The sequence below is a fragment of the Mesorhizobium sp. WSM1293 genome (genome assembly GCF_000513875.1).
GTDB classification, from domain to species: domain Bacteria; phylum Pseudomonadota; class Alphaproteobacteria; order Rhizobiales; family Rhizobiaceae; genus Mesorhizobium; species Mesorhizobium ciceri.
In genome coordinates, this window is sequence record NZ_AZUV01000013.1 from 83,971 (window position 1) to 99,373 (window position 15,403).

The window sequence follows — 15,403 nt, forward strand, 5'->3', positions numbered from 1 at the left end:
CATTCCGCACGGCCTGTGTGGATTGTACCGGATTATCACGAGGTTGGGCAGCGCCTATCTCTGCCTCCTCAAGGAGATCAATCATGTCCAACATCCAACAATCCGGCACCTTCGCCCCCGCCACCTTCAAGCTTGGCAGCCGCACCGTGAAGCGGCTCGGCTACGGTGCCATGCAACTCGCGGGACCCGGCGTGTTCGGGCCGCCCAAGGATCATGACGCGGCATTGGCCGTGCTGCGCGAGGCGATTGCGCAAGGCGTCGACCATATCGACACCAGCGACTTCTACGGTCCGCACGTCACCAACCGGCTGATCCGCGAGGCGCTGGCGCCCTACCCCCAAGATCTCGTCATCGTCACCAAGATCGGTGCCCGGCGCGGCGCGGATGGATCGTGGCTGCCGGCCTTTTCCGCGGAAGCGCTGACCCAGGCGGTGCACGACAATCTCAGCAATCTCGGGCTCGAGGTGCTCGACGTCGTCAACCTACGCATCATGTTCGATACCCATGGCCCCGCCGAAGGATCGATCGAAGCGCCGCTTACCGTGCTGGCCGAGCTCCAACAACAGGGTCTGGTCAGGCACATCGGGCTGAGCAACGTGACGCCGGCGCAGATCGCGCAAGGACGGGGGATCGCCGAGATCGTCTGCGTGCAGAACCAGTACAATCTGGCGCATCGCGGCGACGATGCCCTGATCGACGATCTTGCCCGCGATGGCATCGCCTATGTGCCGTTCTTCCCGCTCGGCGGCTTCAACCCGCTGCAATCCTCCACCCTGTCGGAAATCGCGGCGCGCCTCGGCGCCACGCCAATGCAGGTCGCGCTCGCCTGGCTGCTGCGCCGCGCGCCCAACATCCTGCTGATCCCCGGCACATCGTCGGTCGGGCATCTCAGGGAGAACCTCGCTGCGGCTGAACTGGAATTGCCACAGGATGCGCTCAGCGAACTGGACGGCGTGGCGCTAGCGGCTTGAAGCTAACCAATCTCCCCCCTCGTGAGGGAGATTGGCAGCGTCAGCCGCCGCTTAATTGATGCTCGCCGTATTCGCCGGCTCAACCGGCCGCGCCTCGTCGGCATAAGGCACGCGAAAACCATTCGCGGCCAGCCAGTCGATTGCCGCCTTCGGCTCGTCGGTCTGGATGATGGTGGCGCCGCGATCGGCCCAGAAACCCCAGCTTTCGCGCGGCAGGCTGGCCTGCACCGCCAGTTCGTCGCCGCGGCCGCCGGCGAGGAAGCCGCCCGGTTTGTTGGCGATGGCGTAGGTGTCGGCCCAGATGTGCCAGTTGCCCCTCACAGCGGCCGCGCGCATGCGCGTGCTGAACAGCGGCCCGCCCGTCTCGGTCAGCGTCTCGGCGCCTGCCCGCCAGTTGATCAACTCGATCGCGCGCGGCGAGAAGGCGCGGTCGACCGTCCCGGCGAAACCGGCGTCATGCACCGCGTCATCGGCGATGATCGGCATGAACTGGAAGCCGCCGCCAATGGTCTCCATGGCAGCCTTGACCGTGGAAATCCGTTGTGAATTCCACAGGTTCTCCTTGACGATGACCTGTTCGGCCATGCCGAGACCGCGAGCGATCGCAATCATGCCCGGGAGGGCGCCGACGTCGAGCTTGTTGTCGAGGTTGATGAGGATGCGGTTTCTGGTCGCCATCAGCATCTCGCGCAGCGTCGAGACTGTTTCACCTGTCGCCGCACCGGTGCCCTCGACCACCAGCCGGCATGTCTTCAGTTCGGCCAGCGTGTATTTGACCACCTCGCCCTTGCAGGTCGTGGTGCGGTCGAGCCAGCTGTCATGCATGACCACCAACTCGCCGTCCTTCGAGCGCCTGATGTCGACCTCGACGATTTCGGCGCCCATGGCGATCGAGCCCTCCACGGCGGCAATCGAATTTTCCGCGTAGAGCGTCTTGCCGGCCTGCATGCTGCCGGCTCGATGCGCAGCCACCATGACGTGATCGCGCCATTGGTTGGCATGCTCGAAGCGGTCGAGGATCTGTCTGGCGCGGGTCTCGCCGGCCAAGGCCTGGCCAGAGGCGGCTGCCACGGCCGTGTAAAGCAGAAAACTCAGCCAGATGGTCCGCATCGAGAATCGCTCCTTGCCGGATCGACACCCGGATAGGCGACGCCCGTGACATCTGGGTGAACGAAGCCGGCTAGCGGAATACTCGCAGCAGGTGCGTCAGATGCGTTTCGAGAGCCTGCGGAACCACGCCATGGCCGGCATCTCGACAAAACGCCAGGTGATCCAGGAGGCGGCAATGGTAGCGGCGAGCATGACGACGATCGCCACCGCCCCCGTCCAGCCGGCACCGAAGCCGGTGGCAGGCTGGCCGCGCAGCATGAAGTCGCCGATCAGGCCAAGGCCGAGCTTGCGCTCGACGAGCCCCGCGACGTTGATCAGGCGCGCCTGGACGAAGATGTGGACCATGTAGATCGAATAGGACAGCGCGCCGAGCGTCAGCATGAACTGGGCTCTGAGTAAGGCGCTGATCCAGCCACCCTCATGGGCGAACAGAAACAGCGCCAGCGCGAACACCAGGGGTGCCGCGATGCCGAAGTCATTGTCGCCCGCCAGCGAAACGAAAAGCACGATGACGGCCACCATGACGATTTCGGCAAGGGTCCAGTCCATGCGCGGGCCGCCCCTGGCGAGAGCCTGTCGCGCCCCTGCAATGGAATCATGCTGAAACCAGGCCAGCAAGGCGCCGAGCGAGAAGCCGTACAGGCAACGGATGAAGCCGAAATCGAAGGACACATCCATATGATGGGTCGAGAAGCCGAGCAGGAACAGCGGCGCGGTGACGGCGGCCGCGACGAACCATATCCAGGCGCGCGCGCCGGCGACGAAGACCACGCCGGCAAACAGGAGATAGGCGAAGAACTCGGCCGAAATGCTCCAGCTCGGCGCATTCCAGGTCAATTGATCCTCGAAGCCGACACCCTGCAGCAGAAGGAGATTGGCAAGCAGGCTGTTGAGGTCGAAGCCGCCGGTGAAGGGGGCAGCCCCCGTGCCGTGCAATTGCGGCAGCATCAGCCGCAGCAGCTCGAAACCGGCGAAGGCGGCAAGCATGAGCAGATGCAGCGGGTAGATGCGGCCGAAACGGACCAGGGCGAAACGCGCGACCTGTCCCGGTTGGTTGAGCCGATCGCCGTAGCTGCTGGCGATGACGAAGCCGGAAAGGACGAAGAAGAAATCGACGAACAGGTAGGACGAACCGATGAAGGCGCTTTGCGAAATCGTCGAACCGGTAGGAAAGTGAAACAGCGCCACCAGAAGCGCGCAGATGCCGCGCCACGAATCGAGGACCAGGAAGCGTTCGCCGGCGACCGTGCCGGTGTGGGTCGACGCCGCGGCACGGGTGGGGTTGAGAAACGCGGTCTGCGTCATGATGATACAATCCTGTCTTGCCGTGGCACTCGGGCAGCGCCATTCCGTCTCGCCAAGCTATGACTGGCATCTTCCGTGCCGGTTCTGTAGTTGTTGCAACCCGATGAAAAACGAGGATCCGTAATGGCGAACCACACCATCGACAACGCCTTCACCGCCCGTTCCAAAACGGGCGCCGCGTTCGAGCCGACCTATTCCGGCGCGCTGTCGTTCATGCGGCGCAAATACACCAAGGACGTGAAGGGCGCGGATGCGGTGGTGTGGGGTATTCCCTTCGATGCCGCCGTCACCAACCGGCCTGGCGCCCGCTTCGGGCCGCAGGCGATCCGCCGTGCCTCGGCGATCCTCGACAACGACCCGCAGTATCCCTTTTCACGCGATCTGTTCGAGCATCTGGCGGTCGTCGATTACGGCGATTGCCTGCTCGATTCGGGCAACCATCAGAAGACGCCCGGCACGATCGAGCGCGAAGCGGCGAAGATCCTCAAATCAGGCGCCTTCCTGTTGACGCTCGGCGGCGATCATTTCGTCACCTGGCCACTGCTCAAGGCGCATGCCGCCATCCATGGTCCGCTCGCTTTGGTGCAGTTCGACGCCCACCAGGACACCTGGCCGGACGACGGCAAGCGCATCGACCACGGCTCCTTCGTCGGTCGCGCCGTCAAGGAAGGCATCATCGATCCCGACCGGTCGATCCAGATCGGCATCCGCACCCATGCGCCCGACACGTTCGGCATCAAGATCCTCCATGGTCATGAAATCGAGGAGATGCGGGCGTCCGACATTGCCTACGCCATTGTCGACCGCACCGGCGGCAAGAAGACCTATCTCACCTTCGACATCGACTGCCTCGATCCGGCCTATGCGCCCGGCACAGGCACGCCGGTTGCCGGCGGGCCGTCCTCGGCCAAGATCCTGTCGACGCTGCGCCAGCTCAACCAGATCGATATTGTCGGCGCCGATGTCGTAGAGGTTGCGCCGGCCTATGATCACGCCGATATAACGGCAATCGCCGGCTCGATGGTGGCCATGCAATATCTCGGTCTGCTTGCTGAACGGAAAGCCCGGCTTGAAGAGCTGAACAACGGCAATCACAATGGTGCCGCAGTGATTCAAGGCCAGGGCATATAGTCTTGAAAAATCAGGGAATTTGAACAACCCATGAAACCGAAAATCTTCATCGACGGCGAACACGGCACCACCGGCCTGCAGATCAGGGCGCTGCTTGCCGAGCGCGGTGATCTGGAGATCATTTCCATCCCCACCGAGCGTCGCAAGGAAACGGCGGCACGTGCCGAGTTCCTCAATGCCGCCGATGTCGCTATCCTGTGCCTGCCCGACGACGCGGCGAAGGAAAGCGTCTCGCTGATCGCCAACGACACCACCAGGGTCATCGATGCGTCGACCGCGCATCGCGTGGCGGAGGGCTGGGCGTATGGTTTCGCCGAGATGGACAAGGACCAGGCAAAGGCGATTGCCTCGGCAAAGCGCGTCGCCAACCCAGGCTGCTGGCCGCAGGGACCGATCGCGACGCTGCGGCCGCTGGTCACAGCAGGCCTGCTGCCGGCGGATTTTCCGATCACCGTCAACGGCATTTCGGGCTATTCGGGCGGCGGACGGCCGATGATCGAGGACTACGTCGCCAAGGGCGAGGACGCCTCGGAATTCCTGCCTTACGGCCTCACCCTGCAGCACAAGCACGTGCCGGAATTGAGGGCCTATGCAAGGCTGTCGCATGATCCGATCATGCAGCCGGCGGTCGGCAATTTCGCGCAAGGCATGATCACCGTGGTGCCATTGCAACTCGGCGGCCTCGACCATGTGCCGACCGGTGCGGAGCTGCATGCGGCGATTGCCGACCATTTCGCCGCCATCAAGGGCGGTGTGGTCGAGGTGGCGCCCTATGCGCATTCGGAGCGCATGCCGGAGATCGATCCGGAGATCTACAACGGCACCAACCGGATGAAGGTCTATGTCTTCGCCAACGACAAACGGGCGCAGGCCCTGCTGCTGGCGGTCTACGACAATCTCGGCAAGGGCGCCTCGGGTGCCGCCGTCCAGAACATGGATCTGATGCTCGGCCTCTGATGGACACGCCAGCCTTTCCGGCGCGCTGGAAAGTCAGCGCGCCCGAACTCATTGCCGAGACCTTTTCGAGCCGCATCTGGAAGGTATTGCGCGAAGACGGATCGCCGGCGATCGTCAAGGCGCTGAAGCCTTTCGATGACGTCGCCGACGAGTTGCGCGGAGAGCACTATCTCGCCTGGCGGCGCGGCGAAGGCGCGGTGCGTCTGCTCGGCCGCGACGGCCACAGCATGCTGCTCGAATATGCCGGTGAAACCCTGCTGCAGCAGGTTCTCGACGAACAGGGCGACTTTGCCGCGACCGCAATCGCGGCGGAGCTGATGGCAAAACTGTTTTCACGGGGGAAAGCCCCCTACCCGTCCGAGCTTCAGCCGCTCCGGGAACGCTTCGCCAGCCTGTTCGACAAGGCGAATACCGATCGCGACGCCGGCCTTGACAGCCTCTATGTCGAGGCAGCCGTCATCGCCGAGCGGCTGCTGGCCGATCCGCACGACATCAGGCCCCTGCATGGCGATCTGCATCACGAAAACATCCTGCACGGGCCGCGCGGCTGGCTGGCGATCGATCCGAAGGGCGTGCTCGGCGATCCCGGCTTCGACGCGGCGAACATGTTCTACAACCCGCTCGACCGGGACGATCTCTGCCTCGATCCGAAGCGGATCGCTGATATGGCCGAGATCTTTGCCAGAACACTGAGCCAGACACCGACCGCTATCCTCGATCATGCCATTGCCTATGGATGCCTGTCGGCGTCCTGGCATCACGAGGACGACAATGCGGTCGAGGAGAATCGCGAAATGTCGATCGTCAAGGCGATCCGGGCGGTGCGGGCAAGCTTCTGATCCGACCCAGTAGATCGGCTCGGGATCAGCCCCTGAGCGCTATTCCCGTCGGCAAGGGATAGGCGCCCTTGGTGCCGCGCCAATGGGCTGCTGCAAAGCTCAGCACGATCAGCGCAAATCCCTGATGGGTCAGCGCCATATGCAACGGCACATGCATGAGCAGCGTGCCGACGCCGATCGAGGCCTGCACCAGCACCAGTAGAAACAGCAGCGTCGCGCGGCGCGCATGCGTCGAGCCTGGCAGCCGCCGGCGCGTGGCGATCATGTGCCACAAGGCCACGACGAATACCGTGTAAGCGCCAAGCCGATGGACGAACTGCACCGTCTTCGGGCTCTCGAAGAAGTTGCGCCATGCCGGCTCGAGGATCAGCAGATCGCCGGGAATGATCTTGCCGTCCATCAGCGGCCAGGTGTTGTAGCTCAGGCCCGCATCGAGCCCGGCGACCAGGCCGCCGAGATAGATCTGGATCAGCGCCAGCAGCACGATGAAGCCGGCCAGCCTCTGCGTCGACCTATCGGCGGCAGGCTCGGAATGCGGCGCCAACCCGCGCGCGACCACCATGGTGGCGGTGAAGATCAGTGCGGCAAGCGTCAGGTGGGTCGCCAGCCGGTACTGGCTGACGGAGACCCGGTCGACCAGGCCAGAGGCCACCATCCACCAGCCGATGGAGCCTTGCAGGCCGCCGAGCAGCAGAATGCCCACGAGTTTCGGACCCAGGCCGCGCTCGATGCGGCGCGTTGCCCAGAAGAACAGCAGCGGCAAGGCGAAGACCAGGCCGACGCTGCGCGCCAGGATGCGATGCGCCCATTCCCACCAGAAGATCGATTTGAACGCTTCGATGCTCATGCCCTTGTTGAGCTCGGCATATTGCGGGATCTGCTGATAGAGCTGGAATTCCTCCTGCCATTCGGCATCGTTGAGCGGCGGGATTACGCCATGGATCGGCTTCCACTGCGTAATCGACAGGCCGGAATCGGTGAGCCTGGTGGCGCCGCCGACCAGCACCAGCGCAAACAGCACCAGAAGCACCACATAGAGCCAGGCGCGCAGCAGCGCCCGGTTATGCAGGTCGCGGTCGCGGGCGACGTATGGCGCGGCAGCTGATATGGCAGCCATGATCTTGTCCCGGCAGGTTGATTTGGCGGATTGGTGGACCATCGCACCCGTGCTGGCAAGACCATCCGGCGCGGCACGCCGTCGCGCCGCGTCTCACCGGTTGCGCAGTCTCGCCTCAAGGCCTATGCGAGGCCGTTACCCCTTGAGCCTGCCAGGCCGCCTGTGCAAATTCCGGCACGCTCGATCAGGAGACCAACAATGCCCCTGCGCCTGAAAAAGCTGATCGGAATGTTTCTGCTGGTGGCGCTGGTCATCATCTATGCGCTGGTCGCATCGATCTTCGCGGTCGCCCGGCTGTCGGAGTCGGGTCCGTGGGTGCATTTCCTGTTCTTCCTGCTCAGCGGCCTGCTCTGCGTGCTGCCGGCAATGGGCATCATCAAATGGCTGATGGTGGAGCCGAGGGCCAAGCGCTAGGCGAAACCGCCAGCGTCAGATGGTGACGACCATCTTGCCGGCATTGGCGAGCGGCGTCGTCACGCCCGACAGCATGGTGCGAATGTGGGCGAGGCTCTGATAGCGGCCGTTGACGGAAATGCGCGGTAAAGCATGCAGGAACCCGGCATGTTCGGCGCGCAGCACGCCGTGGCGCGTCGTCACGGCAGAGGTGTAGCCTGCGTCACGGGCAAAGCCGACTTCGCGACAGCCTACGGCACTCGCATAGCCATAGGGGTAAGCGAAATGGCGGGGCTCTTCGCCCAGTTCGGCCAGCAACATGGCGCGCACGGCGCCGATCTCGTGCCGGGCATCGGCTTCGGAGAGCCGCTTCAGATTGCTGTGGTTGATCGTATGGGCGCCGATCGTCACCAGCGGATGCGCGGCGATGCGGCGGATTTCGTCCCAGTTCATCAGTGTCCGCAGGCGCGGACCGTCGGCGTCGATGCCATTTGCGCGAGCCAGATCGCGCAACACCGCCTGCAGGTCCTCCTCGCGGATTTCGGAGGTGAGATAGGCGTGCAGGCGTGCATTGGCCTGCAGCTTCTTCGCGGGGGTCGAGCAATCGATCGTCAGCGGACCCTTCGGCCGCGTCAGCGTCAAGGTATCGCGCGCGTTGACGATGTCCTCGACAACGTCCCACCACAGGTCGGCTGTGCCGTTGATCAGCCCAGGCGCGACATAGATGGTGATCGGCGCGCCGTGCTTCTCCAGCACCGGCAGCGCCTCGACCATGTTGTCGCGATAGGCATCGTCGGCGGTGATCGTGGCAAACTGACCGCCTTTGCCGCCCGCCTTGATGCACTCCACCGCCTCGTCCATGGAGACGAAGGCATAGCCATGCGCCTTCATGTCGGCGATCATGGCGTCAAGGAAGCCGGGCGCGATATTCAGATGCCGGTTGACGCTGTCCGGCTTTTCCGGCGTCGCGGTAACACGGTGCAGCATCAGGATGGCGCCAATGCCGCCGATGAACGGCTTGGCCAGCGGTGCAAGGCCGGTATAGCGGGCGACGTTCAGCGCCAGTTTCCGGATTGCCTCCCCGCCGTCGATCATTCATTCACCTTTTGCGCCTAGGCTGATCCAAGCACGGAATGCGCCTATGCGAACCCCCAAATCGCGACCAATACGCCCTAAGGATTGAGGTATGGTTGACGCAACTGCGTCATTTGACGGCAATCGGCTTGCGGCAACCGAAGCATCGTCGCGCGCCTTGCCACGGGACCGTGCCGGCCTGTCGATCTCGGTGGCGTCCACGGACGGACTGGCGGCCTATGCCGAGTTCTGCCGCTCGGCTCTGTTTGGTCCGGCGCAGGGTGCTGCCTGGATCCTGAACTGGGCGGCCGAGACACGACCGGACCTGCTCGTCGCGACGCTGAGTGCCGAGGGCAAACCGGTTTTTTCGCTGGCGCTGGAGGTTGCCTCGAAGGGGCCGTTCCGGATCGCCCGCTTCATGGGTGGGCGCCACGCCAACGGCAACTTCGTCGCCGCGGACCCGAACTGGCTGGCCAAGGCGGATATGCCGGCCCTCCGATCGGTGCTGGCGGCCATCGCCGAGGCACGCCCGGACATCGATCTGGTCGCGCTCGAGCGGTTGCTGCCCGATCTCGACGGCGTCGCCAATCCGCTCGCATCGCTTGACCATTTTTCCAGCCCGAATCTGTCGCTGGCCGTCGATCTCGCCGGCGGCTTCGATGCACTGCTTTCTCGCGCCAGCGGCAAACGCAAACGCAAGAAGCACCGGTCGCAGATCCGGAAATTCGAGACCGTCGGCAGCCACCGGCGCATCGAGGCCCGCACCCCGGACGAGGTCGACAGGCTGCTCGACGCCTTCTTCGAGATGAAGGAACTCCGCTTCCGCAAGATGGGCATCGCCAACGTCTTCGGCGACGCGCAGGTGCGCGGCTTCTTCCGCGCGCTGTTTTCGCAAGCACTTAGCGAGGACAAGCCTTCCTTCGTGCTGCACGGGCTCGAGGTTGCCGGCAAGCTGCGCGCCATTACCGGTTCAAGCCGCTCGGGCAAACGCCTGATCTGCGAATTCGGAGCGATCGCCGAGGACGATCTCGGGCACGCCAGCCCCGGCGACTTCCTGTTCTTCGACAACATCCAGGAAGCCTGCGAGACCGGTTTCGAGGTGTATGACTTTTCGGTAGGAGATGAGCCTTACAAGCGGCTGTGGTGCGATATCGAAACGCGGCATTTCGAAGTGCTGGTCCCCTTGACCGTGAAGGGCCGCATGCTGGCGCTGACGCTTCGGCAAGGCGCGCGGCTGAAAGCCTTCGTCAAGAACAGCCCGACGATCTGGAAGCTGACCAAGGTGCTGCGCCGCAAAGCCGCCGGCCAGGCGGCGCCCTCGGAAGAAGATAGCTAACGCAATGACGCCGATCATCCGCACACTGTCCCTGCAGGAACTGGCGCTTCTCGTCGACTGGGCGGCCGCGGAAGGCTGGAATCCGGGTCTTGAAGACCCGGCGATGCTCCAGGCGGCGGACCCCGAAGGCTTCATCGGCGCCTTTGTCGGCGACGACATGGTCGCGGCAATTTCGGCCGTGGCCTATGGCAGCGAATTCGGCTTCATCGGCCTCTACATCTCCCGGCCTGACATGCGCGGCATGGGCTACGGCAAGACGGTGTGGGACGCCGGCATGAAAAGGCTTGCAGGCCGGACCGTCGGCCTTGACGGCGTCGCCGAGCAGCAGGCCAATTACCGGCGCAAGGGCTTCGCGCCGGCCTACGAGACCATCCGCTTCACCGGGCGCAAGGCAGGCCCGACGGCCAGGGCCGATGGGTTGCGGACGATTACAACGCAACTCCTATCCGATGTCGTCGCCTATGACGCCCATTGTTTTCCGGCGCCGCGGCGGGCCTTCCTGCAGCGATGGCTGCAGGAACCGCATCATGGGTTGGCGGCAATCGGTTCGCGCGGCGTGACCGGCTTTGGCGTGGCGCGCCGGTGTCGATCCGGCTTCAAGATCGGCCCGCTGTTTGCCGACGACATGGAAATCGCTTTGCAACTCCTGGAGGGACTGGCCGGTGCCTGTGAGGGCGGCGAGCTGCATATCGACGTCCCCGCCGATAACACCGGTTTCATAACTGCGCTCGATGCGGCCGGCTTTGCGCCGACCTTCACCACCACGCGCATGTACAAGGGGCCTGCCCCGGAACTGGACCTGCAAAGGGTGTTCGGCGTAACGACCCTGGAACTGGGCTAGATCGGGCGAACCGCTGAACGGCTCCGCCAGGCGATCCGCGGCTCTCTCAGGCGGCGGCAGTGCGCCGTCCCGGCACCGGATTGCCGGGCGGTTCGTGGCCGAGCGGCGTCACCAGCGTCAGGTCGGGATAGCCGTTCTCGATCAGTTTGACGGCAGCTTGCGTCACCTCGTCGTCGGCCTCCAGCATGGAGAGAAAAACCTCGGTGGCGTCGCCGGTCAGACGGCCGATGCCCTGCGCGTCGGCTGGTCCGCATTCGACCACGACCAGATCATAAGCCGTTGTCAGCGATTGCATGATGATCGGCAGCCGGTCGGCGGCGCGCATGGCGCGGACCGGATCGGCGGTTCCGACCGGAATGACGTGACAGTCCGAGTAGAGATCGGCATGGATGACGTCACTGAACTGCGCTTCCGAAGCGAGCAGGTTGGTGATGCCGGGAAAAAGTCCGCTGTCCAGCATCGGCCGCGAGGCGGCCCCCGACGCGGTGAGGTCCAGCAACAGCACGCGCAGCCCGGCGTCGGCGACTTCGCGCGCCACCAGGATCGCCGATGCAGCCGCCTCGTCGCCTTCCGGCGAGACGAATATGGCGCGCGCCGCACCGCTGGCGATCAGCTTTTCGGCAGCCCTTTCGATATCGATCTCGCCCAGGGTGGAACGCGCCGGTTCGGGCTCGACAACCGTTTGCTCTGTCGCCGCCGTAGCGGGCATTGCGACCGCATCCGGCGCCTCGGCCATGGCCTGCATCGCAGCGGCATAAGGCTCCGCATCGGCTTCATGCGCAGGTTCAGGCAGTTCCTGGTGAATGACGGCTTCCTGGAAGACGGCAGGCTCGGGGCGGACAAATGGCTTGGCGGCCGGCGTCTGCGCCACATGGGGCATCGCCACCTCATCGATCCGTTCGAAACGGGAACCGCTCGCCGGCCGCATCGCGCGGCCTGAGAACAGCTCCCGCAGAAGCGTCACGATGGCCATGATCAGCAGCGATGCGGCGAAAGCCGCGCCGACGATGGGTCCCACCTTCGGAAAATAGGCCTCGGAGGGAACCGACGCCTTCGAGGCGATCCGGGCGTCGACCGGCAGATAGTTGCGGTCCTGGCGCGAAGCGGCTTCGCGGTAGTTGGTCAGGTAGAGTTCGAGCTGCTGTCGCTTGGCGGTCGCGTCGCGCTGCAGTGCGTCGAGGTCGACCTGTTGTTCGCCGGCCTGCGCCGAAGCGGCTTTCAATGTGTTGACGTCGGCGACGAGCTGGTTCTCGCGGGCCTTTGCCGTCTCGGCCTGCATCAACAGGCCTTTCATGATCTTCTGGGCCTCGCTGCGAATCTGCGCGTCGAGATCGGACAGTTGCGATTTCAGCGCGCGAATGCGCGGATGATTGCCAAGCAGCGTCGTCGACAGATCGGCGATGTTGGAGCGCAATTCGACCTGTCGCTCACGCAAGCGCTGGATCAGGTCCGATGACAGAACCTCCGGCACGGCGTCCAGCGAACCGCCATTCTGCAGCGCCCTGCGCACACCGTCGGCGGTCGCTTCGGCCGCAGCGCGGTTGGCGCGCACTTTCGACAGTTCGCTCGACAGTTCCGAAAGCTGCTGGGTGGCCAGCACCGAATTGTTGCCACCCATCAGAAGATCGGACTGGGCGCGATAGGCGGCGACCTTCGCCTCCGCATCCTTGACCTGCCGCTGCAGGTCAGCGATCTCGGGCGCCAGGAAGTCTGCCGCGGCGCTGTTCGATTCGAGCTTTGCCGCCCCTTGCCCCGCTATATAGGCGGCAGCGATGGCGTCCGGTATGGCGGCCGCGAGCTTGGGATCTTCCGATGAGAACTCGATGGCAATGATGCGGGTCTTCTCGACGCCGTAGACGTTGAGCTTCTCGTGCATTTTCTTGAGCACGCGCTCTTCCGTCGGAATTTCCATCGGGTCGCTTTTCAGGCCGACCAGGACCAGAGCGCGGCTCAGCGCCGACATGTCGAGCGCTTCATTGAACTCGGGCAGTTTTTCCAGCCCAAGCTTTTGCGAGACCTGCTTGAGGATTTCGTTGGAGGAAATGATCTGGACCTGGGTGGCGACGCCCTGCTCGTCGAGAATAGGCTTGTCGGTGTCGTTGTTATTGCTGGCCGGCCGCGTGTAGATGGATTCGCGCGGCGCGATCTCCACCTGCGTCTCGGCCTTGTAGTGCCGGGTTGCCAGCGAGGCGAAAGCAAAGGCCAGCCCGGTCGCCAACAGGACGACGAGGCCTATACGCAGCCAATTCCTCGCCAGGCTGGCGAAGAGCTGCCTGAGATCGACATCGACATCTGCGGCCGCGGACTGAACGGACATGCATCCCTACTCCGATACTGGGTCAGCACGTACCGTAAACAACTATGGTAACTCAGCCGTTAAGATCGCGGTAAGTTTCCGTTAGGGTTTACTGGCGGGCGACAAACAAAACCACCAGAAATCGCAAAAACTCTTGCCGATGCGCCACGTGTCGGCCGCTCCCTTTACCGGCCATTAACCCTAACAGGATGATAACGGGCCTCGATCCCTGATGTTTGCTGCGACGCCGCAGCGGCCCAGTCGAAGGTACTTGTCCGGTCATGAAAAGCACTGCTTCCCTGTTTCGCGCGCTGCTTGCCGTATCGATGCTGGCTGGCTGTTCCAGCTACCGGCCGACGCCGGCCGCCTTCCATGAGGTGCTCGATCAGCCCTACCGTCTTGGCGCCGGCGATCGGGTCCGCGTCACCGTGTTCGAGCAGGACGGGCTGACCAACACCTACAGCGTCGATCAATCCGGCTATCTCTCCTTCCCGCTTGTCGGCGCCATACCGGCGCGCGGCCACACCGCGCAGCAGATGGAAAAGGAGATCGCCGACAAATTGCGGCAAGGCTATCTGCGCGATCCCGACGTTTCGGTCGAGATCGACCGCTACCGGCCGATCTTCGTCATGGGCGAAGTGGGTGCCGCCGGCCAATACTCTTACGTCCCCGGCCTGACGGTGCAGAAGGCAATCGCCATTGCCGGCGGCTTCACGCCGCGCGCCAACCAGGAAAGCGTCGACATCACCCGCGACATCAACGGCAAGGTGATGACCGGCCGCGTGGTCACCTCCGACCCGCTGCTGCCGGGCGATACGGTCTACGTCCGCGAACGCCTGTTCTGACAGATACCAAGTGGCGGACAGGCTCAGGATCGTCCATTGCTTTCGCTCACCCGTCGGAGGAATTTTCCGGCATGTGCGCGACCTGACCGAGGCGCAGGTCGCCGCCGGGCATTCCGTCGGCATCGTCTGCGATTCGACGACGGGCGGCGCGTTCGAGGAACATCTGTTCGAGCAGATGAAGAACATGCTGGCGCTCGGCATTCATCGCACGCCGATGCAGCGCCACGTCGGTCCCGGCGACCTTGCCTCGGCCTGGCGCACGTACAGGATCATCAAGGAATTGCGGCCGGACGTACTGCACGGGCACGGCGCCAAGGGTGGCGCCTATGCCCGTCTGTTCGGCTCGTTGTTGCGGGTATCAAGGTCTCGCGTAGCCCGCCTTTATTCGCCGCATGGCGGCTCCCTCCACTATGACGAGAACACGACCACCGGAAAGCTGTTCTTCGCGCTCGAGCGCTTCATGGCTCGCTTCACCGACTATCTGCTGTTTGTCTCGGACTATGAGCGGCGGACCTATCGCCACAAGGTCGGCGAGCCGCCCATTCCCAACACCTTGGTCTATAACGGCCTGCGCGCCACAGAATTCGAGCCGGTGATCACCGCCCCGGACGCAGCCGACCTGCTTTATATCGGCATGATGCGCGACCTGAAGGGGCCGGACATCTTCATCGACGCATTGGCGCTCGCCGGCCCACGGTTCGGCCGCGCGCTGACCGCGGTGATGGTCGGCGACGGCGACGACCTACCGCGTTACCACGGGCAAGTGAAACGCCTCGGGCTCGAGCGCCATGTCCGCTTCCTGCCGCCGATGCCGGCCAGGGAGGCCTTTGCCCTTGCCGCGCTTATCATCGTTCCTTCGCGCGCCGAAGCCATGCCCTATATCGTCCTGGAAACGCTTGCCGCGGGAAAGCCGATGATCGCAACAGCGGTCGGCGGCATTCCGGAGATATTCGACACCGGTTCCCCTGCCCTGATCCGACCTGACCCGATCGAGCTCGCCGAAAGGATGAGCCAGGCGCTGGCCGACCCGGCCGCCTATCGCGATCTGATGCCGGATGGGGCCGACCTCAAGGCACGCTTCGGCGCCGATGTGATGGCCGCCGACATCGAGAACGCCTATTTCGCCGCGCTCGACAGGTAGGCGCAGGACCAAGCCGTTCCAAAGCCGTATGTTGTTTCAAGGGTTTC

Annotated in this window: 14 protein-coding genes; 9 read left to right on the forward strand and 5 right to left on the reverse strand. The window is 64.0% G+C overall.

All coding sequences use genetic code 11. From position 1 onward, the window contains the following. Positions 1 to 83: 83 nt before the first annotated feature. On the forward strand, positions 84 to 971 hold the full coding sequence (locus M729_RS0117910; protein WP_027162403.1) for an aldo/keto reductase family oxidoreductase: 888 nt from the start codon (positions 84 to 86) through the stop codon (positions 969 to 971). A 51-nt stretch (positions 972 to 1,022) separates the two neighbouring features. Here the strand turns inward: M729_RS0117910 and M729_RS0117915 are convergent, their stop codons facing one another. Then, on the reverse strand, positions 1,023 to 2,081 hold the full coding sequence (locus M729_RS0117915) for a glycerophosphodiester phosphodiesterase family protein (RefSeq protein WP_027162404.1): 1,059 nt from the start codon (positions 2,079 to 2,081) through the stop codon (positions 1,023 to 1,025). A gap of 96 nt (positions 2,082 to 2,177) precedes the next feature. Further along, positions 2,178 to 3,386 (reverse strand): acyltransferase, encoded by a 1,209-nt coding sequence (locus M729_RS0117920; RefSeq protein ID WP_027162405.1) that lies wholly within the window; start codon positions 3,384 to 3,386, stop codon positions 2,178 to 2,180. Positions 3,387 to 3,509: 123 nt separating this feature from the next. On the opposite strand from M729_RS0117920, the gene speB reads away from it, so the two are divergent. The 3 genes from speB to M729_RS0117935 are packed head-to-tail and all read left to right on the forward strand — an operon-like array spanning position 3,510 to position 6,313. Then, positions 3,510 to 4,517, forward strand: coding sequence for an agmatinase (speB, locus tag M729_RS0117925; RefSeq protein ID WP_013532211.1), 1,008 nt, complete (start codon positions 3,510 to 3,512; stop codon positions 4,515 to 4,517). A gap of 30 nt (positions 4,518 to 4,547) precedes the next feature. Continuing rightward, the gene (argC, locus tag M729_RS0117930; RefSeq protein ID WP_013532212.1) at positions 4,548 to 5,474 is read left to right on the forward strand and encodes an N-acetyl-gamma-glutamyl-phosphate reductase; all 927 of its coding nucleotides are present in this window, start codon (positions 4,548 to 4,550) and stop codon (positions 5,472 to 5,474) included. Further along, a complete protein-coding gene (locus M729_RS0117935) occupies positions 5,471 to 6,313 on the forward strand; it encodes an aminoglycoside phosphotransferase family protein (protein WP_198032111.1) in 843 nt (280 codons plus the stop codon). The genes argC and M729_RS0117935 overlap by 4 nt, the downstream gene beginning before the upstream one ends. 25 nt (positions 6,314 to 6,338) lie before the next feature. On the opposite strand, the gene M729_RS0117940 is transcribed toward M729_RS0117935, so the two are convergent. Then, entirely contained in the window at positions 6,339 to 7,430 is a 1,092-nt protein-coding gene (locus M729_RS0117940) for a COX15/CtaA family protein (RefSeq protein ID WP_027162407.1), read from the reverse strand. Positions 7,431 to 7,628: 198 nt separating this feature from the next. On the opposite strand from M729_RS0117940, the gene M729_RS0117945 reads away from it, so the two are divergent. Next, a complete protein-coding gene (locus M729_RS0117945) occupies positions 7,629 to 7,844 on the forward strand; it encodes a DUF2842 domain-containing protein (RefSeq protein ID WP_027162408.1) in 216 nt (71 codons plus the stop codon). 15 nt (positions 7,845 to 7,859) lie between these two features. Here the strand turns inward: M729_RS0117945 and M729_RS0117950 are convergent, their stop codons facing one another. Continuing rightward, positions 7,860 to 8,918 carry a polysaccharide deacetylase family protein gene (locus M729_RS0117950; RefSeq protein WP_027162409.1) on the reverse strand — a complete coding sequence of 353 codons (1,059 nt, stop codon included), beginning with the start codon at positions 8,916 to 8,918 and terminating at the stop codon, positions 7,860 to 7,862. A gap of 91 nt (positions 8,919 to 9,009) precedes the next feature. On the opposite strand from M729_RS0117950, the gene M729_RS0117955 reads away from it, so the two are divergent. Both M729_RS0117955 and M729_RS0117960 read left to right on the forward strand, forming a co-directional pair. Beyond that, positions 9,010 to 10,233: a GNAT family N-acetyltransferase gene (locus tag M729_RS0117955; protein WP_027162410.1), complete on the forward strand. Its 1,224-nt coding sequence runs from the start codon at positions 9,010 to 9,012 to the stop codon at positions 10,231 to 10,233. 4 nt (positions 10,234 to 10,237) lie between these two features. Continuing rightward, positions 10,238 to 11,074, forward strand: coding sequence for a GNAT family N-acetyltransferase (locus tag M729_RS0117960; protein WP_027162411.1), 837 nt, complete (start codon positions 10,238 to 10,240; stop codon positions 11,072 to 11,074). Between the two features lie 46 nt (positions 11,075 to 11,120). On the opposite strand, the gene M729_RS0117965 is transcribed toward M729_RS0117960, so the two are convergent. Further along, on the reverse strand, positions 11,121 to 13,391 hold the full coding sequence (locus M729_RS0117965) for a Wzz/FepE/Etk N-terminal domain-containing protein (protein WP_027162412.1): 2,271 nt from the start codon (positions 13,389 to 13,391) through the stop codon (positions 11,121 to 11,123). A gap of 260 nt (positions 13,392 to 13,651) precedes the next feature. Between M729_RS0117965 and M729_RS0117970 the strand changes: the two genes are divergently transcribed. Further along, a complete protein-coding gene (locus M729_RS0117970; RefSeq protein ID WP_013532220.1) occupies positions 13,652 to 14,215 on the forward strand; it encodes a polysaccharide biosynthesis/export family protein in 564 nt (187 codons plus the stop codon). 10 nt (positions 14,216 to 14,225) lie between these two features. Next, on the forward strand, positions 14,226 to 15,356 hold the full coding sequence (locus M729_RS0117975; protein WP_013532221.1) for a glycosyltransferase family 4 protein: 1,131 nt from the start codon (positions 14,226 to 14,228) through the stop codon (positions 15,354 to 15,356). Positions 15,357 to 15,403: the final 47 nt, after the last annotated feature.

What these genes read in the sequence shown, in the direction of transcription:
- M729_RS0117950 (WP_027162409.1), bottom strand. Translation starts at nt 8,918, where the DNA reads ATGATCGACGGCGGGGAGGCAATCCGGAAACTGGCGCTGAACGTCGCC.
- M729_RS0117960 (WP_027162411.1), top strand. Translation starts at nt 10,238, where the DNA reads ATGACGCCGATCATCCGCACACTGTCCCTGCAGGAACTGGCGCTTCTC.
- M729_RS0117965 (WP_027162412.1), bottom strand. Translation starts at nt 13,391, where the DNA reads ATGTCCGTTCAGTCCGCGGCCGCAGATGTCGATGTCGATCTCAGGCAG.
- argC (WP_013532212.1), top strand. Translation starts at nt 4,548, where the DNA reads ATGAAACCGAAAATCTTCATCGACGGCGAACACGGCACCACCGGCCTG.
- M729_RS0117920 (WP_027162405.1), bottom strand. Translation starts at nt 3,386, where the DNA reads ATGACGCAGACCGCGTTTCTCAACCCCACCCGTGCCGCGGCGTCGACC.
- M729_RS0117915 (WP_027162404.1), bottom strand. Translation starts at nt 2,081, where the DNA reads ATGCGGACCATCTGGCTGAGTTTTCTGCTTTACACGGCCGTGGCAGCC.
- M729_RS0117945 (WP_027162408.1), top strand. Translation starts at nt 7,629, where the DNA reads ATGCCCCTGCGCCTGAAAAAGCTGATCGGAATGTTTCTGCTGGTGGCG.
- M729_RS0117955 (WP_027162410.1), top strand. Translation starts at nt 9,010, where the DNA reads ATGGTTGACGCAACTGCGTCATTTGACGGCAATCGGCTTGCGGCAACC.
- M729_RS0117940 (WP_027162407.1), bottom strand. Translation starts at nt 7,430, where the DNA reads ATGGCTGCCATATCAGCTGCCGCGCCATACGTCGCCCGCGACCGCGAC.
- M729_RS0117910 (WP_027162403.1), top strand. Translation starts at nt 84, where the DNA reads ATGTCCAACATCCAACAATCCGGCACCTTCGCCCCCGCCACCTTCAAG.
- speB (WP_013532211.1), top strand. Translation starts at nt 3,510, where the DNA reads ATGGCGAACCACACCATCGACAACGCCTTCACCGCCCGTTCCAAAACG.
- M729_RS0117970 (WP_013532220.1), top strand. Translation starts at nt 13,652, where the DNA reads ATGAAAAGCACTGCTTCCCTGTTTCGCGCGCTGCTTGCCGTATCGATG.